Origin of the sequence: Pseudomonas sp. 13B_3.2_Bac1, assembly GCF_025466205.1 — a bacterium.
In the GTDB taxonomy this organism is placed as follows: Bacteria; Pseudomonadota; Gammaproteobacteria; order Pseudomonadales; family Pseudomonadaceae; genus Aquipseudomonas; species Aquipseudomonas fluorescens_H.
This window is the reverse complement of record NZ_JANLOG010000113.1, coordinates 37180-58844: the sequence shown is the minus strand read 5'-3', so window position 1 is coordinate 58844 and position 21665 is coordinate 37180. Positions and strand designations below refer to the sequence as shown.

Genomic DNA, 21665 nt, shown 5'->3' with positions numbered 1-21665 from the left:
GTGATCGTCGGCGGGGCAGGTTGCGAAATTCGGTTCAGAGTGCTGAATGCGGAGCGGCTTGGCAATCATGCTGATGCGCGTTGTGTGTTCTGATTCTGGACGGCTTCGCGCAAGAAGCAAGGGCGGCAGCACACCGGCTATCCAGTGTGCTGACGGGATCATTGCGCTGTTTGGGCTTTGGTTTGTTCGGCCAGGGCAATCGGTTTGAAATCGTAGGTGGGATAGAACTCGGTTCGGTAACTGCCCCACGCGGTGTTTTCCAGTGCGAGGTTGACTTCGGCCAGGCGCGATGCCGGGAAGCGCACGGTGACTACTTGGCCGATGCCCATCATGATTTTCCAGCTCACCACTTCCACCCCGGCCGGGGGAAAGGTTTTATAGAACCCCTGTTGCGCGAGCTGGGCCTTGAGTTCGCTCAGCGGTCGCGACTGATCGTGTTTCAGGAATACGGTCAACATCATCGCGTTGTCTGCTGTAGCGACAGCATCCTTGACCGGCGGGGTGGCAGCTTGCGCACTGACGCCTGCGCAATAGGCCGAGGAGATCAATAGCGTCGACATCAGCAATGCTTTCATTGTTTTTTGCATGGTGGACTCCTGGTTTATTGTTGGGTGGCGGACTTTGTCTGGACCGTTCCGGTATAAGGCGCATGAACGACGTAGATCCGTACAGGCGGATTCTCATTGCGCATGTCGCGTGGCACTTCCCGGTAATAAAGAAATAACCACCACCGCCGTTGTTGTATTTTGATTCGCCCGTATCGGTGTGGAACAACTCATAACGATTGCGTTCGGGATCCCATGTCGAAATTCCCACTACGCCCGGGTAATTCGCTTTGCGTTCTTTGATTCCCTGAACTCAATGCCAGAAAAATATAGGCTCGTAGTTGTTAATTGTTCAATGACTGAGTATTCGCTTGTAACAAAGAGTTGTTATTTTGCATTGCGTAACGTTTTGTTCGATTTGTTTTTGCTGGTTTAGGTTGTAGGAATTATCTGAAATCTCGGAATGAGTTTAATTCGGAATGGGCGTTAGATGAAATCAATGCCCAGAACTATGGGCAGTCGTCGGTTATTGACTTCGGTGAGCGCGGATCAACATTAAACATCCTTGTAGGAACACCGATGCAGTTACAAATACTGCATTGACGTAACCGCACTACAGTGCAGCGACGTCAATTCGCAGGGCGGCGGGTCAGAACGTCACGTCGGCACTGTTGATCAACCGGGCGAAGGCAGCGCCGAGGGTTGCGTTGTGGTGATCGATGATCGCCTGCGCAGCGAGCGCGGGGGTGTCCATGCACGTGTGAGCGTCGGCCACGAGCACGGGTTTGAAACCGAGGTCGGCAGCGGCGCGGCAGGTGCTGTCGATGCAGAACTGGCTTTTCATTCCGACGATATACAGGTCATTGATCTGCGCCGATTCGAGTCGGCGCGCCAGGTCCGTGCCGTGGAAAGCATTGGGGCGGGATTTGTTGAAGAGGGTATCGACTTCTGCATCCAGCTCCAGTGCCGGCAGCAATTGCCAGAATGGGCTGCCCGCAGCAATCGGCGAACCTTCCGGCCCGGTGTGGCGCACGGCGAAGATTGGCACGTGTTGTTGGCGAGCCAGAACAATCAGGCGTTGGATATTGGCGAGGAGGCGTTCGCCGTCATGGGGTTGTTCCGGGCCATGGAACAGACCGACCTGCATATCGATGATCAATAGTGCTGCGGACATGGTGTTTCTCCTTGAGTGACTCACTGGTTTGCAACAGCAGCCGCACGGACGGGAGAAACAAAAAGGCCCCGTCCATTGCTGGCGGGGCCTTGGGTTTGCTGCGCGGGTTTTACCTCATGCACAAACACCACGACCCGCCGGTGGCGGTCGTGGTGGTGGTACGGGTGAGGTGCAGCGCGCAAACGTTCATGTGGCCGATGATGCGGGGGCCCGTGGCGGGCTGTCAACTGGCGTATTGGGCGATGCCGTTGCCGAACGACCAGTTCTCTTTTTTGACCTCAACCAGATTGATGAACACGTCCTCCAGACGAATGCCCAGATGGGTGTTCAGGTTCTGGGCGATGGTCTGGTACAGCGCTTTTTTCTGCTCCAGGGTCCGGCCTTCATTGAGGGTGATCTGGATGATCACCAGCTGATCGGTGCGTTGGATGCCCAGGTATTGCGGGTCGAAGATGAAATGCTCGCCGTCGTGTTCGTTGAGGATCTGGAAGTTATCGTGCTCCGGGACGTTGATGGCGCTGCGCATGGCGGCGTAGATCTGTTCGCCGATGCGTTTGGCGAAGGTGGGATCGGCGTGTTTTTTGATTTCGACGCGGACGAGGGGCATGGGCACAGACTCCGTGGGGCAGGGGACTCCTCTCACGCTAGAGCATGTCGGCCAAATTGAAAGTGTGGAGTGATGAATTCGCCGCTGTTTTTGTATGAGGCCGCCTACAATTTTCGCGGATTTTGCCTACGAATTTGGCAGATGCATCTGCTATCGGAATGGTGATGAACGCGAAATCATGTGGGTACAAAGCAGCCCGGGCACAGGGACTGCCAGAAGCCAAGGAAGGCGAATGCTCAAGAACGATCTTGAAAATCTGGAACTCGACAGGCTGGAGAATGAGTCAAGAAAGCTTGTGGCCGAGAGGAAAAAGCTCTTGGCGGAGGAAAAAAAGCTTAATAGAGAGACAAATTTATATCCGCTTGCGGTAACAGCTGGGGTGGTGACAGCAATCACCGCAGTAGCAGGTGTTTTCTTCAAGTTTTGATTGTTCGTTCCACAACCGTCCGACCAATGATCCAAAAAGGAAAATCCACATGAGTACCTATGACCGCAAAGCCAGAATGGAAGAGCTGGAACGTGAGCACGATGAGTGGGAAGAAAGAATGCGTATTAAAAACAAGGGCGATATGTACCCAATCTGGGGATTGTTGGCGTTCGGCCTGTTTTGCATGTCACTCGGATTTCTCCTGGCTCGATCGATCTGATCAAGTCCTGTCGTTCGAATTGGCGCTGAAACTTGCCGGAAAACGACATCTTGCGTATCCGTAGCCGACAGGATTTTTCCCGAAAACGACAACCTGCTGATCTGCTCCGTACAACCATTCCTCAGCTAAGTCTTTGCTTCTGCTCATTTATCGCGGAGAATCGCGCCCCTGTTTCGGCCGGAGCATGTCTGTCGGTTTTTTCCGACGCGTCCTGACCGAGTGGCAAGTGACCGGAATGCGGAGATCCGACCGGATGAATGATCAGGCCAATAGCGTCAACGAACGCTATGAAGCGGCAGCACCAGCTGAACTGTCGAGCTGGAATCGCCATGACACCACGTGGATGTTGGGACTGTTCGGGACGGCCATTGGCGCCGGTACCCTGTTTTTGCCGATCAACGCCGGTCTGGGTGGCTTCTGGCCGCTGGTGATCCTCGCGCTGCTGGCCTTCCCGATGACGTTCTTCGCCCACCGAGGCCTGACCCGCTTCGTACTTTCTGGTCGCGAAGGCGCGGACATTACCGACGTGGTCGAGCAGCATTTCGGCATCAAGGCCGGCGCGCTGATCACCCTGCTGTACTTCTTCGCCATTTTCCCGATCCTGCTGATCTACAGCGTCGGTCTGACCAACACGGTCGCCAGTTTCCTCGAACATCAACTGCACATCACGCCGCCACCGCGCGCGCTGCTGTCGTTCGTGCTGATCCTCGGCCTGCTGGCCGTGGTGCGTTGCGGCGAGCAGGTGATCGTCAAGGCGATGAGCCTGATGGTGTACCCGTTCATCGTTGCGTTGCTGTTCCTCGCGGTGTACCTGATTCCGCACTGGAATGGCGGCATTCTCACCACCGCTTCGCAAGTACCGGCGCCGTCGGCGCTGCTGCACACGCTGTGGCTGGCGATTCCGGTGATGGTGTTCTCGTTCAACCACTCGCCGATCATCTCGGCGTTTGCGGTGGACCAGAAGCGTCGTTACGGGGTCAACGCTGACCAGCGCAGCTCGCAGATCCTCTGCCGCGCCCACCTGCTGATGGTGGTGATGGTGCTGTTCTTCGTCTTCAGTTGCGTGCTGACCCTGTCGCCGGAACAACTGGCCGAAGCCAAGGCGCAGAACCTGTCGATCCTGTCGTACCTGGCCAACCACTTCAGCAATCCGACCATCGCTTTCGCGGCGCCGTTGATTGCGTTCGTGGCAATCTCCAAGTCGTTCCTCGGCCACTACATCGGTGCCAGCGAAGGCCTCAAGGGCCTGATCGTCAAGAGCGGCAAGCGTCCGGGCGCCAAGGCGCTGGACCGCATCGTGGCGGCGTTCATGCTGGTGGTGTGCTGGATCGTCGCGACCCTGAACCCGAGCATCCTCGGCATGATCGAGACCATCGGTGGCCCGGTGATCGCCGCGATTCTGTTCCTGATGCCGATGTACGCCATCCGTAAAGTCCCGGCGATGGCACGCTATCGCGGTCAGGCGTCGAACGTGTTTGTCACCGCCGTAGGTCTGGTGGCGATTTCGGCGTTGATTTATTCGCTGACGGCGTAAGCCAAAGCTCCAGATACTCAGCTACAGTGGCCGCTGTGCGTGATGCGCACAGCGGCTTTTTTTCGTCTGGAGACAGTGGATTGTCGAGCGCGCCCCAACCTGTAGAACCACCCAATCGCTGGCAGGACATCCTCGCCGGTCTGTCGATTGCCGGTCTGTTGTTGCCCGAAGCAGTCGCTTATTCCACCATCGCCGCGCTGGCGCCCCAGGCCGGGGTGATCGCCTTGTTTGCCGGGTTACTCTGTTATGGGCTGTTTGGCACCAGCCGTTTTGCGATTGTTTCGGCCACTTCTTCCTCGGCGGCGGTGTTGGCGGCGGCGACTGCAACCCTGGCCAATGGCGATCCGCAGCTGCGTTCTACGCTGGCCATCGGGCTGGTACTGGTCAGCGGTGGGTTGTTCTTGCTGGCCGGAGTATTCCGCTTGGGCACTGTCACGTCGTTTATCGCCAAGCCGGTGCTGCGTGGGTTTGCCTTCGGCCTGGCCCTGACCATCATCCTCAAGCAGGTCGCCAGCGTGGTCGGCGTGCATCTGACCGACGCCAATCTGGTGCGCTTCGCCCCGCAATTACTCGAACAACTGCCGCAATGGAACTGGCCGGCGGCGGCGGTTGCAGCGGTGGCGTTGCTGCTGTTGGGACTGTTTTCGCGCTTTCCACGGGTCCCCGGTGGTTTGCTGGTGGTGGTGATCGGCATTGTCGCCGGGCAATGGCTGAACCTGCCGGCTCATGGCGTGAGCATGATCGGTTTAATCGACCTGAGCCTTGAAGTGCCGAGCCTGCCGGTGTTGCCGTTTGCCGACTGGCTGCGGCTGGGTGAGGTCGGGTTCGCGCTGGTAATGATTCTGTACGCCGAGTCTTACGGTTCGATCAGCTCTTACGCGCTTAAGCACGGTGACCGTGTGACCTCCAACCGTGATCTGCTGGCGCTGGGTGCCTCGAATCTGTTGTCGGGATTGTTCCATGGCATGCCGGCGGGGGCCGGGTATTCGGCGACGTCGGCGAACGAGGCTGCAGGGGCGACTTCCCGCTGGGCCGGTGGGGTGGCGGCGCTGGTGGTACTGGTGATCGTGCTGACGGTACTGCCGTGGATCGCTCTGACGCCGGAGCCGATCCTGGCCGCCATCGTGATTCATGCGCTGGCGCGGGGCTTGAGTCTGCAGCCGCTGGGGCGCTATTTCGTCTGGCGCCGGGATCGGGTGCTGGTGTTGTGCGCGGTGGGGGCGGTGCTGGTACTGGGCATTCTCGACGGGTTGCTGGTGTCGGTGGCCATCAGCGTGCTGCTGATGCTCAAACAGATGTCGGCGGCGGACATTCAGGTGCTCGGACGGATCGACGGCGGGCATGATTTTGTCGATCTGCAACGTCATCCAACGGCCACAACCGAGCCGGGAGTGTTGATTGTGCGGCCCAGTGAGGCGTTGTTCTTTGCCAACGTCGAGCGGATTCTCGGTGCAGCGTTGCGCCTGATTCGCCATTCGGAGGCCCCGGTGCACACGGTGATCCTGAGTCTGGAGGAAACCCCGGACCTGGACGGCACCAGCATCGAGGCGATGCAGGAGTTTTTCCTGCGGGTGCATCAGGAAGGCAAGCGGTTGATTCTGGCGCGGCTCAAGCATGAGGCACTGGCGGTGCTGGAGGCGTTGCCCGAAGTGCAAGCAAATGGCGTGACGCTTAGCGGGCTGAGCGTTGATGGCGCGGTCCGGCAAGCCCTCAAACTCAACACTTAACCTCCGGTATTCCAAGGTATAAAAAAACGCCGCGCATCTCACGATGGGCGGCGTTTTCTATTGCTTTGTAACGTTAGGCTTGAACGACCGGGATCTTGGCGTTCGCAGCTGCTTCACGGAACTCGGCGATCTGGTCGAAGGACAGATAGCGGTAGACATCGGCCGCCATGCTGTCGATCTTGCCAGCGTATTCCATGTACTCCTCGACGGTCGGCAGGCGACCCAGGATCGAAGCCACGGACGCCAGCTCGGCCGAAGCCAGGTAGACATTCGCGCCGTCGCCCAGACGGTTCGGGAAGTTACGGGTCGAAGTCGAGACCACGGTGCTGTTCGGCTCAACGCGTGCCTGGTTACCCATGCACAGCGAGCAGCCTGGCATTTCCATGCGCGCGCCTGCTTTGCCGTAGATGCCGTAGTAGCCTTCTTCGGTCAGTTGGTGAGCGTCCATCTTGGTCGGCGGCGACAGCCACAGACGGGTAGGCAGCTGACCCTTGACCTGATCCAGCAGTTTACCGGCAGCGCGGAAGTGACCGATGTTGGTCATGCACGAACCGATGAACACTTCGTCGATCTTCTCGCCAGCAACGCTGGACAGCAGACGGGCGTCGTCCGGATCGTTCGGTGCGCACAGTACCGGCTCGTTGATGTCGGCCAGATCGATTTCGATGACTTCGGCGTATTCGGCGTCGGCATCGGCTTCCATCAGCTCAGGGTTGGCGATCCAGGCTTCCATCGCTTGCGCGCGACGTTCCAGGGTACGTGCATCGCCGTAGCCTTCGCCGATCATCCAGCGCAGCAGGGTGATGTTGGACTGCAGGTACTCGGTGATCGACTCTTTCGACAGCTTGATGGTGCAACCGGCAGCCGAACGTTCGGCCGAGGCGTCGGACAGTTCGAACGCCTGCTCCAGGGTCAGACCTTCCAGGCCTTCGATTTCCAGGATGCGGCCGGAGAAGGCGTTTTTCTTGCCTTTCTTCTCGACGGTCAGCAGACCGTTCTGGATGGCGAAGTAAGGAATGGCATGAACCAGGTCACGCAGGGTGATGCCAGGTTTCATTTTGCCTTTGAAGCGCACCAGGATCGATTCCGGCATGTCCAGCGGCATGACGCCGGTGGCAGCGGCGAACGCGACCAGACCGGAACCGGCCGGGAACGAGATGCCCATCGGGAAACGGGTGTGCGAGTCACCACCGGTACCCACGGTGTCCGGCAGCAGCATGCGGTTCAGCCACGAGTGGATGATGCCGTCGCCCGGACGCAGGGAAACGCCGCCGCGGGTCATGATGAAGTCAGGCAGGGTGTGGTGGGTGGTCACGTCGATCGGCTTCGGATACGCCGCGGTGTGGCAGAAAGACTGCATCACCAGGTCAGCGGAGAAGCCCAGGCACGCCAGGTCTTTCAGTTCGTCACGGGTCATTGGACCGGTGGTGTCCTGAGAACCCACGGTGGTCATCTTCGGTTCGCAGTAGGTGCCAGGACGAACGCCTTGGCCTTCTGCCAGACCGCAAGCCTTGCCGACCATTTTCTGCGCCAGGGTGAAGCCCTTGGTGCTTTCAGCCGGTGCTTCAGGCTTCTTGAACAGATCGAATGCTGGCAGACCCAGTTCGGCGCGAGCCTTCTCGGTCAGGCCACGGCCGATGATCAGCGGAATACGACCGCCGGCACGGACTTCGTCCAGCAGCACAGGGGTCTTCATTTCGAAGGTGGTGATGACTTCGTCGGTACCGTGCTTGCAGACTTTGCCTGCGTGCGGGTACAGGTCGATCACGTCGCCCATGTTCATGTTCGACACGTCGAACTCGATTGGCAGTGCGCCGGCATCTTCCATGGTGTTGTAGAAGATCGGGGCGATTTTGCTGCCGAAGCAGAAACCGCCAGCGCGCTTGTTCGGCACGTAAGGGATGTCGTCGCCGAAGAACCACAGGACCGAGTTGGTCGCCGATTTACGCGAGGAACCGGTACCGACCACGTCACCGACGTAGGCGATCGGGAAGCCTTGGCCGCGCATCTCTTCGATCTGCTTCATCGGGCCGGTCTTGCCTTGCTCGTCCGGAACGATGCCGTCACGAGCCATTTTCAGCATGGCCAGGGCGTGCAGCGGGATGTCAGGACGCGACCAGGCGTCTGGCGCAGGGGACAGGTCGTCGGTGTTGGTTTCGCCGGTGACCTTGAACACGCGCAGGCTGATCTTGTCGGCCAGTACCGGGCGCTTCTTGAACCACTCGCCGTCAGCCCAGGATTGCAGCACGGCTTTGGCGTGAACGTTGCCGTTCTTGGCTTTTTCAGCCACGTCGTGGAAGGCATCGAACATCAGCAGGGTGTGCTTGAGTTCTTCGGCAGCCACTGGCGCCAGCTCGGCGTTGTCCAGCAGTTCAACCAGGGTCACGATGTTGTAGCCGCCCTGCATGGTGCCTAGCAGTTCTACAGCGCGCTTCTTGTCCAGCAGAGGGGAGGAGACTTCGCCTTTGGCCAGGGCCGACAGGAAACCGGCTTTGACGTAAGCGGCTTCGTCCACTCCTGGTGGTACGCGATTGGTGATCAGGTCAACGAGGAAAGCTTCTTCGCCAGCCGGAGGATTCTTCAGCAGCTCGACCAGGCCTGCAGTTTGTTCGGCGTTAAGCGGCTGGGGAACGATACCCAGGGCTGCACGCTCTTCGATATGTTTGCGGTAGGCTTCAAGCACAGTTATTACCCTCATCAGTGGTCCCAAATGGGTGTCCGGGACGCTCGTCGCGAAATGCTCGTACTCATGCGCTGCGCGGCGTTGTGGGCCGCTTAGCCAGAATTACCGACCATTCCTTACAGAAGCTGCTTTCAAAGTTTTACGCCTGCAGAACGGGGAGCTGATGAGGGTTGGCGTTGGGCTTTTCCCCGCTGGAAAAACCCTTCGCCAACACCGCTCTGAAGGAACGACTGTGCTCGTGACGCTTTGAAAACAGCTTCTAACGGACATTGGCGCCTTAAAAGGCTGGCTGATTCTACGGCAAAAAAAATTTAAAGGTAAGTCGCGCTCTATTGGACTTTGGTGGCGTTGTGCGCAGGTGAGTCAAACCGCGAGCCAGCGCTTGCCCCTGACGTTTGAGGGGTGATCAATGCCCGACAAAGGGCTAACATGCCGGCCTGTTCCGCGTTTCAGTGTTTTGCCAATTTATGCCCAATCAGACCATCAAGACCCCCTGCGTCGGCCTCTGCTCCACTGTTTACGGAGATCTGGTGTGCCGTGGCTGCAAGCGTTTCCACCACGAAGTGATCCACTGGAATGGTTACGGCGAGGAGGAAAAGCGTGCGGTGTGGTTGCGGCTGGAGCAATTGCTGTCACAAGTGATGGCCAGCAAGGTCGAGATCTTCGATCCGGCGCGCCTGCGCCAACAGCTGGAACAGCGCAAGATCCGCTTCGTGCCGCATCAGTCGGAATATTGCTGGGCGTATCAGCTGATTGCTCGCGGGGCGCGGGTGATCATTAATCTGGAAGCCTACGGGATGGTGTTGCTGCCGGAGTTCCGCGAATGGAACCTGCCGGAATTGCGCGATGCCATTGATCGGGAATTCTTCCTGCTGTCGGAAGCGCATTATCAGCGCTACATCGCCCCCGGTTTCCTCAAGGACGCCTTCGGCGCCTGAAGATCAAAAGCTTCGCGAGCAAGCCCGCTCCCACAGGGATTTTGTGTTCGACATCAATCCACTGTGGGAGCGGGCTTGCTCGCGAAGGGGCCGTTTCAGGTACCGCAACGCTTAATGCTTCACCGCCAACTCCACCAGATGATCCTCAACCTCCTGCGGCTTGAGTACCAGCACATCGCTTTCCAGCGCATCCAGCACCACTTCGGCGGTATTGCCGATCAATGCGCCTGACAACCCGGTTCGCGCCACGGTGCCGATCACCGTCACCGCCGCCTGCAGCTTGTGCGCCATGAACGGAATCAGCACGTCCGCCGGGCCTTCCTCGATGTGCAGATGCTCGTCATCCACATCGAATTCAGCCTGAAACGCCTTGCACTGCTCGCGATATTTCGCCTCGATCGTCGACTTGAGCTGGAACACCGGATCCGCCGAGGACAGCATCGGCGACGGATGGGCCGTGATGACATGCAGATGCCCCTTGGCGAGGCTCGCGATGTCGTAGCCGTGATCGATGATCGTGGTGTGCAAGTGCCGGTGCTCGCCATCGGCATTGCCGACATCGACGGCCGCCAGAATCACCCGGTCTTTCCACGGTGTGCTGGTTTTCACCAGCAGTACCGGAGTCGGGCAGTGCCGCAGCAGTTTCCAGTCGGCCGGGGTCAGCAGGGCTTTTTTCAGGGCGCTGTCGGGGAAGTGCTGTTTGACCACCAGCCCGCAGCCTTCGGCCTGCTGCACATCGATGATGGTTTCGTGCAGGCTCTCGTTCCACGCCTGTTCGGTGGTCACGCTGTAGCCATCGGCGATCAGCGCGGCTTTGAGTACACCGAGCATGGCAGCGTGGTCGTGCTTGCGGTCGCACACCAGCAGGTGCAGATGGGCCTGCGTCACACCGGCGATCAACTTGGCGCGCTTGAGCGCCAGGCTTTCCGAATGTTCGGGGTCGATGACCACCAGAATGCTGCGAATGGCTTGCATGAGCGGAGTCTCCAGCAAAGAAAAGGCACGGCGTAGCACAACTATAGTTGCTGCTCCTGTGCCTGCGACTTGATGCATATCAACACCTGCGACTGGTGGTCTGCGGGCAGGCCGGTATAATCGGCGGCCTTTGCTCGTACACCTTTTACCGTGAGCCCCATGATCCTTCCCGAAATCCACGAATTCCTTGGCTGCCGCACGCCCGACGCCTGGGTCCAGGCGGCACTGGCCGATCAGGAAACCCTGCTGATCGACCACAAGAACTGCGAGTTCAAGGCCGCCAGTACCGCGCTGAGCCTGATTGCCAAGTACCATTCCCACGTCGACCTGATCAACATGATGTCGCGTCTGGCCCGGGAAGAACTGGTGCACCACGAACAAGTCATGCGCATCATGAAGCGCCGCAAGATCGAGCTGCGCCAGCTGCACGCCGGGCGGTACGCGTCGAGTCTGCGCAAAGTGGTGCGCAGCCATGAACCGGTGAAACTGGTGGATACGCTGGTGGTCGGCGCATTTATCGAAGCGCGCAGTTGTGAGCGTTTCGAAGCGCTGGTACCGCATCTCGACGAAGAACTCGGCAAGTTCTATTTCGGCCTGTTGAAAAGCGAGGCGCGGCACTTTCAGGGTTATCTGAAACTGGCTTACCAGTACGGCGACGCGAAGGACATCGCTCAGGTGATCGACAAGGTCCGTGCTGCCGAGCAGGAGCTGATCGAGTCGCCTGATGAAGAGTTCCGCTTTCACAGTGGTGTGCCGGCTGCGGCCTGAGACACAAACTGTTAAAAACTCTTAAGAGTATGAAATATCACCGAAAACCGGCCCCTGCGGCCGGTTTTTGCTGCCCGAAACAACGCCTCGGCGGCGATTGCCGCCATACTGTCGCCCACTTCACACATGGGTTGGCAGACGGTCGTTATGGATAACCTGGGTTTTGGCAAAGTCCTGCTGGTCGAAGACGACGAGCGTCTGGCCACGCTGATTGCGCACTTTCTCGAACAGCATGGCTACGAAGTGCGCGCGGTGCATCGCGGCGATCTGGCGGTGGCCGCGTTTCTCGAGTTCCAGCCCAAAGTGGTGGTGCTCGACCTGATGCTGCCGGGGCAGAGCGGCTTGCACGTGTGCCGGGAAATTCGCAGTGTGGCGGACACGCCGATTGTCATCCTCACCGCCAAGGAAGACGATCTCGACCACATTCTCGGTCTGGAATCCGGCGCCGATGACTACGTGATCAAACCGATCAAACCGCCGGTATTGCTCGCTCGGCTGCGCGCCTTGCAGCGGCGACAGGTGCCGGACAGCGGCGTGGTCAGCTCGCTGGAATTCGGACGGTTGAGCATCGATCGCAGCTGCCGCGAAGTGCGTCTGGCCGGCGAGATCATCGAAATGACCACCATGGAATTCGAGCTGCTGTGGCTGCTGGCCAGCGCCGCCGGCAAGACCCTGTCCCGCGATGACATCCTCAATCGCATGCGCGGTATCGCTTTTGACGGGCTCAACCGCAGCGTCGACGTGTACATCAGCAAATTGCGCAACAAACTCAAAGACAATCCCCGCGAACCGGTGTGCATCAAGACCGTGTGGGGCAAGGGTTACCTGTTCAATCCGTTCGCGTGGGAGCTGTAAATGCTGCGGTTATTCCTCGGGCTGTTTCTGGTGATGACAGTAGGGCTGGTTCTGGCCCTGCAAACCGTCGAGCACACCTTTAACGCGTTGCTCGACAATCAGATGCAGGCCTACAACCGTGAAGCGGTGCGCGGTCAGGCGTGGTCACTGGTCGAACACATGCGCGATCAGCAGGGAGCGGCGCGTGAGCAACAACTGGAAGCGTTGCGTCCGCACTACGGTCTGTCGCTGAAACTGGTCGAGGCCGATCAACTGGCGCTCAGCGCTGAGGAAAAGGCCGAACTGGCGCAGAACCTGCTGGTGATTCGCGACAACTACACCCAGTTCATCAGCAACATCGACGGTGGCTCGCAACTGCTCAGCATCAAGCTGCCGCCCGAGCCGAGCCTGATGCCGTTCTACATCGCGGTGGCTTACGCGATGCTCGCAGTGCTGATCGGTATCGTCCTGTTCTTCTGGGTGCGCCCGCACTGGCGTGATCTGGAAAAACTGCGTCTGGCCGCCGAACGCTTTGGCGACAACGACCTGTCGGTGCGCATTCAACTGTCGAAACGCTCGAACATTCGCGATCTGGCCGAACACTTCAACCTGATGGCGGCACGGATCGAAAGCCTGATCGCCAATCAGCGCGAGCTGACCAACGCGGTGTCCCACGAACTGCGTACGCCGATTGCGCGATTGTCGTTCGAACTCGACCAACTCAAGCAACAGCCGGACGCCAGTCAGAATCGTGAACTCATTGCCGACATGTACGCCGACCTTGGCGAGCTGGAAGAAATGGTCTCCGAGCTGCTGACCTACGCCAGCCTCGAACGTGGCGCGACGGTGATCAAGCGTGAAAACATCCAGGCCGCCAACTGGCTCGACAGCGTGGTCGGCAGCGTCGCGCTGGAGGCGGAAGCGGCGGGGGTGCAGTTGCTGATCGGTGACTGCCGGCTCGACACCGTGCGCATCGAGCCGCGGTTCATGGCGCGGGCGGTGATCAATCTGCTGCGCAACGCCATTCGTTATGCCGAGCAGCGAGTCGAAGTGACGCTGGTGCGCAGCGGCGATTACTACGAAGTGCGGGTCAACGACGACGGTCCGGGTGTGCCGGTGGAAGGTCGGGAGAAAATCTTCGAACCGTTCTCGCGGCTGGATGCCAGTCGCGATCGGCGAACCGGTGGTTTTGGCCTGGGGCTGGCGCTGGTGCGGCGGGTGTCGCAGTCCCATGGCGGGCAGGTCGAGGTCGGGGAATCGGCTTGGGGTGGGGCGTCGTTTCGGATGACCTGGGCGCATCTGGACTGATTTGGGTTGGCAGGTTGGGCCCCATCGCGAGCAGGCTCACTCCTACAAAGGAATGGATTCCAAATGTAGGCGTGAGCCTGCTCGCGATGGGGCCATCAATCACAGCGCGAAACTATGCTCATTTGACCAACCCCAACCGCTCATGCCACTGCGCAATCGACTCCTCGGGGTACACCGCAAACTGCTTGTCCTTGGGTTTCGCATCCACCTCGACCCAGGGCGCCTTCGACCCGAGCATCAAATGCGTGTGCTCCGGCGGCACCGGCAGCGGCGTATCGATGGCCGAAGCGAACGGGTGAATCAGTTCCGGCCATTCCGGGCTGAACAGCCACAAACCACTGCCGCACTGAGAACAGAAATGCCGCTCGGCTGTGCTGCGATGGGCACGTTTTTCGCCTTCTTCCTTCATCTTCGCGTGGTAGATCGAGATGTGCTTGCGACCCTGGACTTTCAGACTGGCCGCATCGCCGCCGAGGTTGATCGCGTAACCGCCACCGCCCTGGGTCTTGCGGCAGATCGAGCAGTAGCAGCGTTGATAAGGGTAGGGGTGGGCGCTGGTCAGACTGAAGGTGACGGCGCCGCAATGGCAGGAGCCTTCGAGGTGCATGAGGGGCCTCCGGTTGGCTGAAGGGGTGCGGTTGAGCCTAGAAGGTTTTGCAGTGTTTGTTCTGGTGCCATCGCGAGCAGGCTCACTCCTACAATTGGAATGCATTTCAAATGTAGGAGTGAGCCTGCTCGCGATGAACGATGACGCGGTCGCACTGGACGCCCACCGCCAGCCCGGTCAGCATGTCCAAAAAAAAGGCACCCCAACCCATGCGAAGACTCCCCTCACTGGCCGCCCTGCGAACCTTCGAATGCGCCGCCCGCCACGCGCATTTCGGTCGGGCCGCCGCCGAGTTGTGCGTCACCGACAGCGCGGTCAGTCACCAGATCCGGCAACTCGAAGAACAACTCGGCGTCCCGCTGTTCATCCGCGAAGGCCGGCAGATCCGCCCGACCATCGCCGCCGGACGCCTGATGCAGAGCCTGCAACAGGCCTTCGAACTGATCGGCGAGGCCTGCGATGAGCTCCGCGATCCGTCTTCGTTGGCGGTGTTGCGCCTGGCGGTCACCGCCGAACTGGCGCAGAAGTGGCTGATGAACCGCCTCACCGATTTTTACGCACGCTATCCGCACATCACTCTGCACCTCTACGAGCAGCCGATTGACGCCAGTGCCCCCGGCGAAGACATCGATCTGGCGATCACCTACGGCACCGGCCCAGTGGACAGCAGCGCCTACTTCGTGCGGCCGTTGCCGGCGCTGCAATTCTTCCCGGTGTGCAGCCCCGGACTGTTCAACCAGGGCTCTCTGAAAGCCCCGAAGGACCTGGCCCGTCATTGCTTGCTGCACGACGATCAGGACGGCAAGACCTGGACCGCCTGGCTCACCAGTCATGCCGGCGATCTGCGTCCGCAGCGCCAGTTGTATTTCGCCCACGCCGGTCTGGCGCTGGAAGCGGCGGCGCAGGGGCAGGGCGTGGCGATGGGCGACAACCTCACCGCGCAGGAGGACTTGCTGAGCGGGCGCCTGGTGCGGCCGTTCGCGTCAAGCATGACCGCGCTTGGCCAATACGCGCTGGTCTGCGAGCGACTGCGCCTGGAACGTCCGGCGGTGGCGCAGATGCTCGAATGGTTCAACGATCAACTGGCCGATTGATGAGTTGAATTCAACTGTTCCGCAATAATCATCGTTGGCGGGCCAGCCGTCAGCGACCGTAGCCTGTGGTCATTCCCAACCCCAAGACGAGGTTTGACCATGGCACGTTTGCTTGACTCCACCCCCAAACACGACGGCTTTCGTCTGCCCGGCGAATTCGAAGCCAAATCCGGTTGCTGGCTCGGCTGGCCGGAGCGCACCGACGTGTGGCGCAACGGTGCGAAACCGGCGCAGAAAGTGTGGGTACAGATTGTCAGCGCCATCGCGCAGAGCGAACCGGTCACCGTGTGCGCCTCCGCTGCGCAATTCGCCACTGCGCGCCGCCAGTTGCCGCCGCAGGTGCGCGTGGTCGAGATGACCTGCAACGACACCTGGTTCCGCGACAGCGGTCCGTGTTTCGTGGTCAACGACCAGAGCGGCGAAGTGCGTGGCGTCGACTTCGAATTCAATGCTTATGGCGGCCTCGACGGCGGCCTGTATTACCCGTGGGACAAGGACGACCAGATCGCCAGCAAGATCCTCGAAATCGAACGTTTCGACCGTTACCGCGCACCGCTGATTGCCGAACTCGGCGGCATCCAGAGTGACGGCCAGGGCAGCATCCTCACCACCGAACAGTGCCTGCTCAACCGCAATCGCAACCAGCATCTGGGCAAAGACGAGGTCACTCGACGCCTGACCGATTACCTCGGCGCCGAGCAGGTGATCTGGCTGCCACGCGGTTGCAAGTTCGACGAGACCGATGGCCATGTCGATGATCTGGCGTGCTTCGTACGCCCGGGCGAAGTGGTGCTGCAATGGACCGACAACCGCGATGATCCGCAGTGGGAAATCTATCAGGAGGCCTACGACATCCTGCGCAGCACCCGCGACAGCCGTGGTCGCGAGTTGATCGTGCATAAACTGCCGCAACCGGACGTGCTGGAGTGGACTGCCGAAGAAGCCGAAGGCCTCGATCAGCAGGACAGCACGCACACCCGTCAGGCCGGCACCCAAATTTGCGCGTCGTACATCAATTACTACGCCGGTAACAGCTCGATCGTGGTGCCGCTGTTCGGTGATCGCAACGACCAAGTGGCATTGGCGACCCTCGCCGAACTGTTCCCGCAGCACAAGATCGTCGGCATCGAAAACTCCCGGGAAATCCTCCTCGGTGGCGGTAACGTTGCGTGCATCACCATGCCGCAATACGCCGGCACGCCTCACAAGAAGGGGGTGTGATGATGGGCCTGCACAAACTGACTCAAGCGTTACTGCTGGTGCTTGCACCCCTGTGTGTGCAGGCCGCCGACACCGCCAGACCGGTGGTCAACCTGTACATCTGGGGCGAGTATCTGGCCGCGGATACGCTGAAGAATTTCGAGGCGCAGACCGGCATTCATGTGGTCGCCGATCACTTTGATTCGCTGGAAACCGTGGAGACCAAACTGCTCACCGGGCGCAGCGGTTATGACCTGGTGCTGACCGCCGGTCAGCACCTGTCGCGGGCCATCGAGAGCGGTGCGATCCAGCCGCTGGACAAGGCGCGGGTGCCGCATTTTTCCGGCGTCGGTGAAGAGTTCCGTCAGCACATGGCGGTGTTCGATCCGGGCAACCGCTTTGCTGGAATCTACGCTTGGGGCACGACCGGCGTCGGTTATCAGGAGCAGGCGATCAAGCAGCGTCTGCCGGAGGCGCCGACGGACAGTTGGGCGATGCTGTTCGACCCGGCCGTGGTCTCTAAATTTGCCGATTGCGGGGTGAGTCTGCTCAACGATCCAAACGAAGTGTTCGCCGCAGTCATGAAGTACCTGGGCCTGGACATCAACCGGCAGAACCTTGATGACCTGAAGCTCGCCGAGCAGCAACTGGCGAAGATCCGTCCGTACATTCGCTACTTCGACAACGACCTGAACATCAGCGACCTGGCTAACGGCAACACCTGCGTGGCGATGTCGTGGAATGGCAACGTGGCGATTGCAGCAGGGCAGGCGCAAGCGGCGAGCAAGCCGTTCCAGCTCAGTTACCGCATCCCGAAGGAGGGCACGCTGATCTGGTTCGACGCCATGGTCATTCCCAAGGACGCGCCGCATCCGCAGGCCGGGCTGGCGTTGATGGATTACCTGATGACTCCCGAAGTGATCGCGCCGATCACGGACACCATCCATTACGCCAATGCGATCACGGCGGCGGATGCTTTGGTCGATGCCTCTATCCGAAATGATCCGGGGACGTATCCGTCGGAGGCGGTGCGGGCTTCGCTGTACAGCAAGAATGACAATGGCAAGGCGTTCAATCGGGCTTTGATTCGGGCGTTCAGCAAGTTGAAGTCTGGCCTCTGAAAAGCCAACCCTCACCCCAGCCCTCTCCCGGAGGGAGAGGGAGCCGACCGAGGAGTCTTGCGTAATACATCGACCTGAAAATCCGGGGCGACTATGGATTCACAGCCGCTATTTCAGGTCGGCGGATATCTCAAATCTCCCCCAGTCAGTTCCCTCTCCCTCCGGGAGAGGGCTAGGGTGAGGGCAGCGGTTTTGGCATGCGCCACAGGTACCAGGCCGCCACCGTCCGATACGGACTCCACGCCGAGCCGATCTCGATCATCTGCTTGCGCGTCGGCTGCACCTCCAGCCCCTTCAAGCGCCGATAGCCCTCGCGCACGCCAAAGTCATCCGCCGGCAAAATATCCATGCGTTCGAGGCTGTAGATCAACAGCATCTCCACCGTCCAGCGGCCAACCCCGTGCAGGCTGCCCAAGCGTTCGATCAGCGCCTCGTCGTCCATCGCCAGCGCGGTGGGATAATCCGGCACCACGCCGTCCAGCGTCGCCTGGGCGATGCCCTGAATAGTCGCAATCTTGCCCGCCGAAAAGCCGCAGCCGCGCAACTGATCGAAGTCGGTCGCGAGAATCTGCTCAGGCCGGGGAAACGTCTGCCCAGGAAACAACGCCACCAGGCGCCCGACAATCGCATCCCCAGCCTTGGCGTGCAGCTGCTGATAGGCAATCGCCCGCACCAGCGATTCGTAAGGATCACGCGTCGGGTGCGGTTGATGCAGGCAAGGGCCGATGGCTGCAATGTGTCGCTGCCAGTCCTCGTCGAGCGCGGCCAGAAACTCGCTGGCCGCCTGATAACGATCCAGCATACTATTTCAGCAGGCCGTTGACTTCGCCGTAGGTCAGCGCCTTGAGGTCGTGGGTGTCGAGCTTGCCGCTGGCGAGGAAGCTCTTCACCAGCGAACCCATCGCGCCATAAAGGAATTCGGCGATACCGGAACCGGCACTCAAGCGGCGCACGCCCAGGGCTTGCAGCTCAGTCGGCGAGGGCAGGCAGGCGAAGCCGAGCACGTTCACCGGCAGTGACGTGCCCTTGCAGATTGCTTCGATTTCATACGCGGCAGTCACGCCGGCAGCAAACAAGCCATCGGCCCCGGCCGCCTGGTACAACGCCGAACGGCGCAGGGTTTCGGCGACGCGATCCTCGGCCGGTACCAGACTCTTGAGGTAGACGTCGGTGCGCGCGTTGATGAACAGCTTCACCTCGCGCTTGCGGGCGACTTCGCGTGCCACTTCGATCTTGCGCACCAACAGTCCCGGGGCGCCGCTGCCGTCCTCGATATTGATCCCGACCGCACCGGCAGCGAGCACCGCGTCGATGACTTCGGCCACACGCCCGAGGTCATCGGAATAACCGGCCTCGATGTCCACGCTCAACGGCACCTTGATCACCCGGGCGATGGATTCCACGGTTGAAATCAGCCGTTCGAGGGGCAGGGTGTTGCCATCCGCATAGCCGTGCGCCCACGCGACCGCCGCGCTGCTGGTAGCGACAGCCTTGCCGCCCGCTTGCTCGACCAGCCGCGCACCGGTGGCGTCAGCGACGTTGGTCAGGATCAGCAGGCCATCCTGGTGTAACTGGTGAAACCGAGTGTCGAGCGCGTTCATCGAAATCCCTTCTAGTGAGTGGTGCAAATCTTCAGAAAGCCAGTGGTTGCGTGAGCTGCACCGCAGCGTTTTCCAGCCGCAGCAGAAACGCCTTGCGCGGCTGCCCACCACCATAGCCGGTCAGCGAGCCGTCCGCACCGATCACTCGATGGCACGGCACCACGATCGCCAGCCGATTGTGCCCGTTGGCCAGCCCCACCGCGCGACTGGCGCCGGGTTTGCCCAAACGTGCGGCGAGGGTGCCGTAGGTGCTGGTGTGTCCATAAGGAATGTGCAGCAGTTGCTCCCAGACTTGCCGGTCGAACGCGCTGCCGGGCAGGTGCAGCGGCACGCTGAACAGAGTGCGCGTCCCGGCAAAATATTCGTTTAGTTGTTCTTCGATCTGCTGCAGATGCGCGTTGTGTCCCGGTGCGACCACGTAGCCATGGCGGGTCTGTAACGCTTCGACTTCGCGGGTCAGCGCCGGGCGATCGAGAAACTCCAGCAACACCAGTCCGCGACGTTCGGCCATGGCGATCATCGGCCCCAGCGGCGTGGTCAGGCGGGTGAACAGCAGCGGCTCGCTGTTGGCCGCGCGCCCCGGGGTGATGTGGAACGACTTTTGGAACGCATCGCGAAAACCACTGAGCGATTCGTAGCCTGAGTCGAACGCCGCATGGTCAATCGAGGTGCCCTGGCGAATCCCGCCCAGCGCCATGCCGAGTCGGCGGGTGCGCAGCCACGCATGGAAGGTCATGCCGAAATGCTGCTTGAACCAGCGCCGCAATTTCAGCGGTTCAATACCTTCGGCCAGCAACTGTGCATCACTCCAGCGCACCTCCGGGTCGGCATCGACGGCTTTCAGCAGGCGCTGCACCCAGTCGGGGGCGATGGCGGCGGCGTCCAGCGGTTTGCAGCGCAGGCAGGCGCGATAACCGGCGGACAGGCACTCATCGGCATGGGCGAAGAACTCGACGTTCTCCGGTTTCGGCTTGCGCGCCGTGCAACTGGGGCGGCAGAAGATCCCGGTGGTTTTCACGGCCGTGAAGAACACTCCTTCGTAGGCAGTGTCGCGTTCGAGCATGGCGCGAACCATCTCGGCGTGCGGCGGCAGCAGTGCGGTTTGTATGTTCATGGCCTGAGCTTAAATCCAGGATTTCGATGGCTCCACCGAAAAATCGACAGTGAATTTTTCCGATTCTGCACCACAATCAGCGAGTCGCCGATTCGATGGAGCCAACCCATGCAGCCGTTCATCATTCAACACCTCGATCACATCGTCCTGCGGGTCGCCGATCTGCAACGCAGTATCGATTTCTACGGTCAGGTATTTGGTGCCGAGGCGGTCAAGCACAACGAGCAACTGGGCCTGGTGCATTTGCGCGCCGGGACCTCGATGATCGATCTTGTCGACTTGCAGGGCGAACTGGGCAAGAAGGGCGGCGGGGCGGCCGGCACTGAGCGACGCAACGTCGATCACTTCTGCCTGCGTATCGAACCCTTCGACGAACCGGCGCTGACCCAACACTTGCAGGCACACGGCCTGAGCGTGGAAAAAGCCGCCAGACGCTTCGGCGCCGAGGGCTACGGTCTGTCGCTGTATTGTTTCGACCCGGACGGCAATCAGGTCGAACTCAAAGGGCCGTCAGAGGCCTAGGCCTCACGCCCGTTTGGCCATCAACAGCACCGAAGCCGCCGCCGACAACAGCCCCGCGCAGCAACGGTTGAAGATCCGCTTGCCGCGCGGCTCGGCGAACCAGCGGCGCATGTGCAGGCCCATCCAGGCGTAGGCGCCGATGGCGATCCATTCCAGCAGCAGGAACAGCGCGCCGAGCACGGCGAATTGCGCCGGTACCGGACGGCTCGGGTCAACGAATTGCGGCAGGAATGCCGTGAACAGCAGGATTGCTTTCGGATTGCCCGCCGCCACCAGGAACTCCTGACGCGCCAACCGCCAGAACCCCACCGACGCTCCCGCCACCTGCTGCTCGGCCTCGGGGTTGGCGCGCCACAGTTGCCAGGCGAGGTACAGCAGGTACGCCGCGCCAATGATCTTGATCGCATGGAACAGCCATTCCGAGGTCTGCAGCACCACCGACAACCCGGCGCCGGCGAGGGCGATCATCCCGGCGAACGCGATAATCCGCCCGACGCCGGCCGCGCAGGCCCGGCGATAGCCATAGCGGGTGGCATTGCTGACCGACAGCAGGTTGTTCGGGCCGGGGGCCATGTTCAGGGCGAAACAGGCCGGGAGAAACAGCGACAGCGTGGCGAGGTCCATGGGCTTGGGCTCCAGAAGCGATGACGCTTTTTTATCACAGGC

The 21665-nt window shown here is 60.4% G+C and carries 22 protein-coding genes and 1 pseudogene; 12 read left to right on the top strand and 11 right to left on the bottom strand.

What is annotated here, in order from left to right; translation table 11 throughout:
- Nucleotides 1-158: 158 nt before the first annotated feature.
- The 4 genes and pseudogenes from NTD85_RS18615 to NTD85_RS18600 all read right to left on the bottom strand — a co-directional run bounded on the left by NTD85_RS18615 (nucleotide 159) and on the right by NTD85_RS18600 (nucleotide 2326).
- Nucleotides 159-587 carry a hypothetical protein gene (locus tag NTD85_RS18615; protein WP_003224082.1) on the bottom strand — a complete coding sequence of 143 codons (429 nt, stop codon included), beginning with the start codon at nucleotides 585-587 and terminating at the stop codon, nucleotides 159-161.
- Nucleotides 588-601: 14 nt separating this feature from the next.
- Nucleotides 602-837 (bottom strand): annotated as a pseudogene (locus NTD85_RS18610) (DUF4822 domain-containing protein); the annotation flags it as partial.
- 357 nt (nucleotides 838-1194) lie between these two features.
- The gene (locus tag NTD85_RS18605) at nucleotides 1195-1719 is read right to left on the bottom strand and encodes a cysteine hydrolase family protein (RefSeq protein WP_262142876.1); all 525 of its coding nucleotides are present in this window, start codon (nucleotides 1717-1719) and stop codon (nucleotides 1195-1197) included.
- 223 nt (nucleotides 1720-1942) lie between these two features.
- A complete protein-coding gene (locus tag NTD85_RS18600; protein WP_262142875.1) occupies nucleotides 1943-2326 on the bottom strand; it encodes a tautomerase family protein in 384 nt (127 codons plus the stop codon).
- 232 nt (nucleotides 2327-2558) lie between these two features.
- On the opposite strand from NTD85_RS18600, the gene NTD85_RS18595 reads away from it, so the two are divergent.
- From NTD85_RS18595 to NTD85_RS18580, 4 genes are all read left to right on the top strand, one after another.
- Complete coding sequence (locus tag NTD85_RS18595; RefSeq protein ID WP_003224085.1) at nucleotides 2559-2753, top strand: hypothetical protein; 195 nt, start codon at nucleotides 2559-2561, stop codon at nucleotides 2751-2753.
- Nucleotides 2754-2802: 49 nt separating this feature from the next.
- Nucleotides 2803-2973 carry a hypothetical protein gene (locus NTD85_RS18590; RefSeq protein WP_003224087.1) on the top strand — a complete coding sequence of 57 codons (171 nt, stop codon included), beginning with the start codon at nucleotides 2803-2805 and terminating at the stop codon, nucleotides 2971-2973.
- Nucleotides 2974-3226: 253 nt separating this feature from the next.
- Nucleotides 3227-4507 (top strand): HAAAP family serine/threonine permease, encoded by a 1281-nt coding sequence (locus tag NTD85_RS18585; protein WP_262142886.1) that lies wholly within the window; start codon nucleotides 3227-3229, stop codon nucleotides 4505-4507.
- Nucleotides 4508-4587: 80 nt separating this feature from the next.
- Entirely contained in the window at nucleotides 4588-6234 is a 1647-nt protein-coding gene (locus tag NTD85_RS18580; protein ID WP_112997795.1) for a SulP family inorganic anion transporter, read from the top strand.
- Between the two features lie 73 nt (nucleotides 6235-6307).
- Here the strand turns inward: NTD85_RS18580 and acnB are convergent, their stop codons facing one another.
- Nucleotides 6308-8917, bottom strand: a complete 2610-nt coding sequence (gene acnB / locus NTD85_RS18575) for a bifunctional aconitate hydratase 2/2-methylisocitrate dehydratase (protein WP_045122402.1) — start codon at nucleotides 8915-8917, stop codon at nucleotides 6308-6310.
- A gap of 467 nt (nucleotides 8918-9384) precedes the next feature.
- On the opposite strand from acnB, the gene NTD85_RS18570 reads away from it, so the two are divergent.
- Complete coding sequence (locus tag NTD85_RS18570) at nucleotides 9385-9855, top strand: DUF1289 domain-containing protein (RefSeq protein WP_262142874.1); 471 nt, start codon at nucleotides 9385-9387, stop codon at nucleotides 9853-9855.
- Between the two features lie 111 nt (nucleotides 9856-9966).
- On the opposite strand, the gene NTD85_RS18565 is transcribed toward NTD85_RS18570, so the two are convergent.
- The gene (locus tag NTD85_RS18565; protein WP_103486529.1) at nucleotides 9967-10830 is read right to left on the bottom strand and encodes a universal stress protein; all 864 of its coding nucleotides are present in this window, start codon (nucleotides 10828-10830) and stop codon (nucleotides 9967-9969) included.
- Nucleotides 10831-10989: 159 nt separating this feature from the next.
- Between NTD85_RS18565 and NTD85_RS18560 the strand changes: the two genes are divergently transcribed.
- The 3 genes from NTD85_RS18560 to NTD85_RS18550 all read left to right on the top strand — a co-directional run bounded on the left by NTD85_RS18560 (nucleotide 10990) and on the right by NTD85_RS18550 (nucleotide 13740).
- Nucleotides 10990-11598, top strand: a complete 609-nt coding sequence (locus tag NTD85_RS18560; RefSeq protein WP_003224098.1) for a tRNA-(ms[2]io[6]A)-hydroxylase — start codon at nucleotides 10990-10992, stop codon at nucleotides 11596-11598.
- Nucleotides 11599-11745: 147 nt separating this feature from the next.
- Nucleotides 11746-12453, top strand: a complete 708-nt coding sequence (locus tag NTD85_RS18555; RefSeq protein ID WP_045122404.1) for a response regulator — start codon at nucleotides 11746-11748, stop codon at nucleotides 12451-12453.
- On the top strand, nucleotides 12454-13740 hold the full coding sequence (locus NTD85_RS18550; protein WP_003224101.1) for an ATP-binding protein: 1287 nt from the start codon (nucleotides 12454-12456) through the stop codon (nucleotides 13738-13740).
- Nucleotides 13741-13858: 118 nt separating this feature from the next.
- Here the strand turns inward: NTD85_RS18550 and NTD85_RS18545 are convergent, their stop codons facing one another.
- Nucleotides 13859-14347 (bottom strand): GFA family protein, encoded by a 489-nt coding sequence (locus NTD85_RS18545; RefSeq protein ID WP_103486528.1) that lies wholly within the window; start codon nucleotides 14345-14347, stop codon nucleotides 13859-13861.
- Between the two features lie 209 nt (nucleotides 14348-14556).
- Here NTD85_RS18545 and NTD85_RS18540 point away from each other — a divergent pair, with 209 nt between their 5' ends.
- From NTD85_RS18540 to NTD85_RS18530, 3 genes are all read left to right on the top strand, one after another.
- A complete protein-coding gene (locus NTD85_RS18540; RefSeq protein WP_262142873.1) occupies nucleotides 14557-15441 on the top strand; it encodes a LysR substrate-binding domain-containing protein in 885 nt (294 codons plus the stop codon).
- Nucleotides 15442-15540: 99 nt separating this feature from the next.
- Nucleotides 15541-16662, top strand: a complete 1122-nt coding sequence (gene aguA, locus NTD85_RS18535) for an agmatine deiminase (protein WP_262142872.1) — start codon at nucleotides 15541-15543, stop codon at nucleotides 16660-16662.
- Nucleotides 16663-16664: 2 nt separating this feature from the next.
- Nucleotides 16665-17762 carry an extracellular solute-binding protein gene (locus NTD85_RS18530; protein ID WP_262142871.1) on the top strand — a complete coding sequence of 366 codons (1098 nt, stop codon included), beginning with the start codon at nucleotides 16665-16667 and terminating at the stop codon, nucleotides 17760-17762.
- A 172-nt stretch (nucleotides 17763-17934) separates the two neighbouring features.
- Here NTD85_RS18530 and NTD85_RS18525 read toward each other — a convergent pair whose 3' ends face one another.
- The 3 genes from NTD85_RS18525 to NTD85_RS18515 are packed head-to-tail and all read right to left on the bottom strand — an operon-like array spanning nucleotide 17935 to nucleotide 20477.
- Nucleotides 17935-18564: a DNA-3-methyladenine glycosylase family protein gene (locus tag NTD85_RS18525; RefSeq protein WP_262142870.1), complete on the bottom strand. Its 630-nt coding sequence runs from the start codon at nucleotides 18562-18564 to the stop codon at nucleotides 17935-17937.
- A gap of 1 nt (nucleotide 18565) precedes the next feature.
- Entirely contained in the window at nucleotides 18566-19363 is a 798-nt protein-coding gene (locus tag NTD85_RS18520; protein WP_262142869.1) for an isocitrate lyase/phosphoenolpyruvate mutase family protein, read from the bottom strand.
- A gap of 31 nt (nucleotides 19364-19394) precedes the next feature.
- Nucleotides 19395-20477, bottom strand: a complete 1083-nt coding sequence (locus tag NTD85_RS18515; protein WP_103485705.1) for a bifunctional transcriptional activator/DNA repair enzyme AdaA — start codon at nucleotides 20475-20477, stop codon at nucleotides 19395-19397.
- Nucleotides 20478-20585: 108 nt separating this feature from the next.
- On the opposite strand from NTD85_RS18515, the gene NTD85_RS18510 reads away from it, so the two are divergent.
- A complete protein-coding gene (locus NTD85_RS18510) occupies nucleotides 20586-20999 on the top strand; it encodes a VOC family protein (protein WP_262142868.1) in 414 nt (137 codons plus the stop codon).
- A gap of 3 nt (nucleotides 21000-21002) precedes the next feature.
- Here NTD85_RS18510 and NTD85_RS18505 read toward each other — a convergent pair whose 3' ends face one another.
- Nucleotides 21003-21623, bottom strand: coding sequence for a LysE family translocator (locus NTD85_RS18505; protein WP_103519744.1), 621 nt, complete (start codon nucleotides 21621-21623; stop codon nucleotides 21003-21005).
- Nucleotides 21624-21665: the final 42 nt, after the last annotated feature.

Coding starts and splice junctions, on each gene's coding strand:
- NTD85_RS18590 (WP_003224087.1), top strand. CDS start 2,803: ATGAGTACCTATGACCGCAAAGCCAGAATGGAAGAGCTGGAACGTGAG.
- NTD85_RS18515 (WP_103485705.1), bottom strand. CDS start 20,477: ATGAACATACAAACCGCACTGCTGCCGCCGCACGCCGAGATGGTTCGC.
- NTD85_RS18545 (WP_103486528.1), bottom strand. CDS start 14,347: ATGCACCTCGAAGGCTCCTGCCATTGCGGCGCCGTCACCTTCAGTCTG.
- NTD85_RS18520 (WP_262142869.1), bottom strand. CDS start 19,363: ATGAACGCGCTCGACACTCGGTTTCACCAGTTACACCAGGATGGCCTG.
- NTD85_RS18530 (WP_262142871.1), top strand. CDS start 16,665: ATGGGCCTGCACAAACTGACTCAAGCGTTACTGCTGGTGCTTGCACCC.
- NTD85_RS18505 (WP_103519744.1), bottom strand. CDS start 21,623: ATGGACCTCGCCACGCTGTCGCTGTTTCTCCCGGCCTGTTTCGCCCTG.
- NTD85_RS18540 (WP_262142873.1), top strand. CDS start 14,557: ATGCGAAGACTCCCCTCACTGGCCGCCCTGCGAACCTTCGAATGCGCC.
- NTD85_RS18600 (WP_262142875.1), bottom strand. CDS start 2,326: ATGCCCCTCGTCCGCGTCGAAATCAAAAAACACGCCGATCCCACCTTC.
- NTD85_RS18605 (WP_262142876.1), bottom strand. CDS start 1,719: ATGTCCGCAGCACTATTGATCATCGATATGCAGGTCGGTCTGTTCCAT.
- NTD85_RS18510 (WP_262142868.1), top strand. CDS start 20,586: ATGCAGCCGTTCATCATTCAACACCTCGATCACATCGTCCTGCGGGTC.
- NTD85_RS18585 (WP_262142886.1), top strand. CDS start 3,227: ATGAATGATCAGGCCAATAGCGTCAACGAACGCTATGAAGCGGCAGCA.
- NTD85_RS18525 (WP_262142870.1), bottom strand. CDS start 18,564: ATGCTGGATCGTTATCAGGCGGCCAGCGAGTTTCTGGCCGCGCTCGAC.
- NTD85_RS18615 (WP_003224082.1), bottom strand. CDS start 587: ATGCAAAAAACAATGAAAGCATTGCTGATGTCGACGCTATTGATCTCC.
- NTD85_RS18570 (WP_262142874.1), top strand. CDS start 9,385: ATGCCCAATCAGACCATCAAGACCCCCTGCGTCGGCCTCTGCTCCACT.
- NTD85_RS18555 (WP_045122404.1), top strand. CDS start 11,746: ATGGATAACCTGGGTTTTGGCAAAGTCCTGCTGGTCGAAGACGACGAG.
- NTD85_RS18560 (WP_003224098.1), top strand. CDS start 10,990: ATGATCCTTCCCGAAATCCACGAATTCCTTGGCTGCCGCACGCCCGAC.
- NTD85_RS18595 (WP_003224085.1), top strand. CDS start 2,559: ATGCTCAAGAACGATCTTGAAAATCTGGAACTCGACAGGCTGGAGAAT.
- NTD85_RS18550 (WP_003224101.1), top strand. CDS start 12,454: ATGCTGCGGTTATTCCTCGGGCTGTTTCTGGTGATGACAGTAGGGCTG.
- aguA (WP_262142872.1), top strand. CDS start 15,541: ATGGCACGTTTGCTTGACTCCACCCCCAAACACGACGGCTTTCGTCTG.
- NTD85_RS18565 (WP_103486529.1), bottom strand. CDS start 10,830: ATGCAAGCCATTCGCAGCATTCTGGTGGTCATCGACCCCGAACATTCG.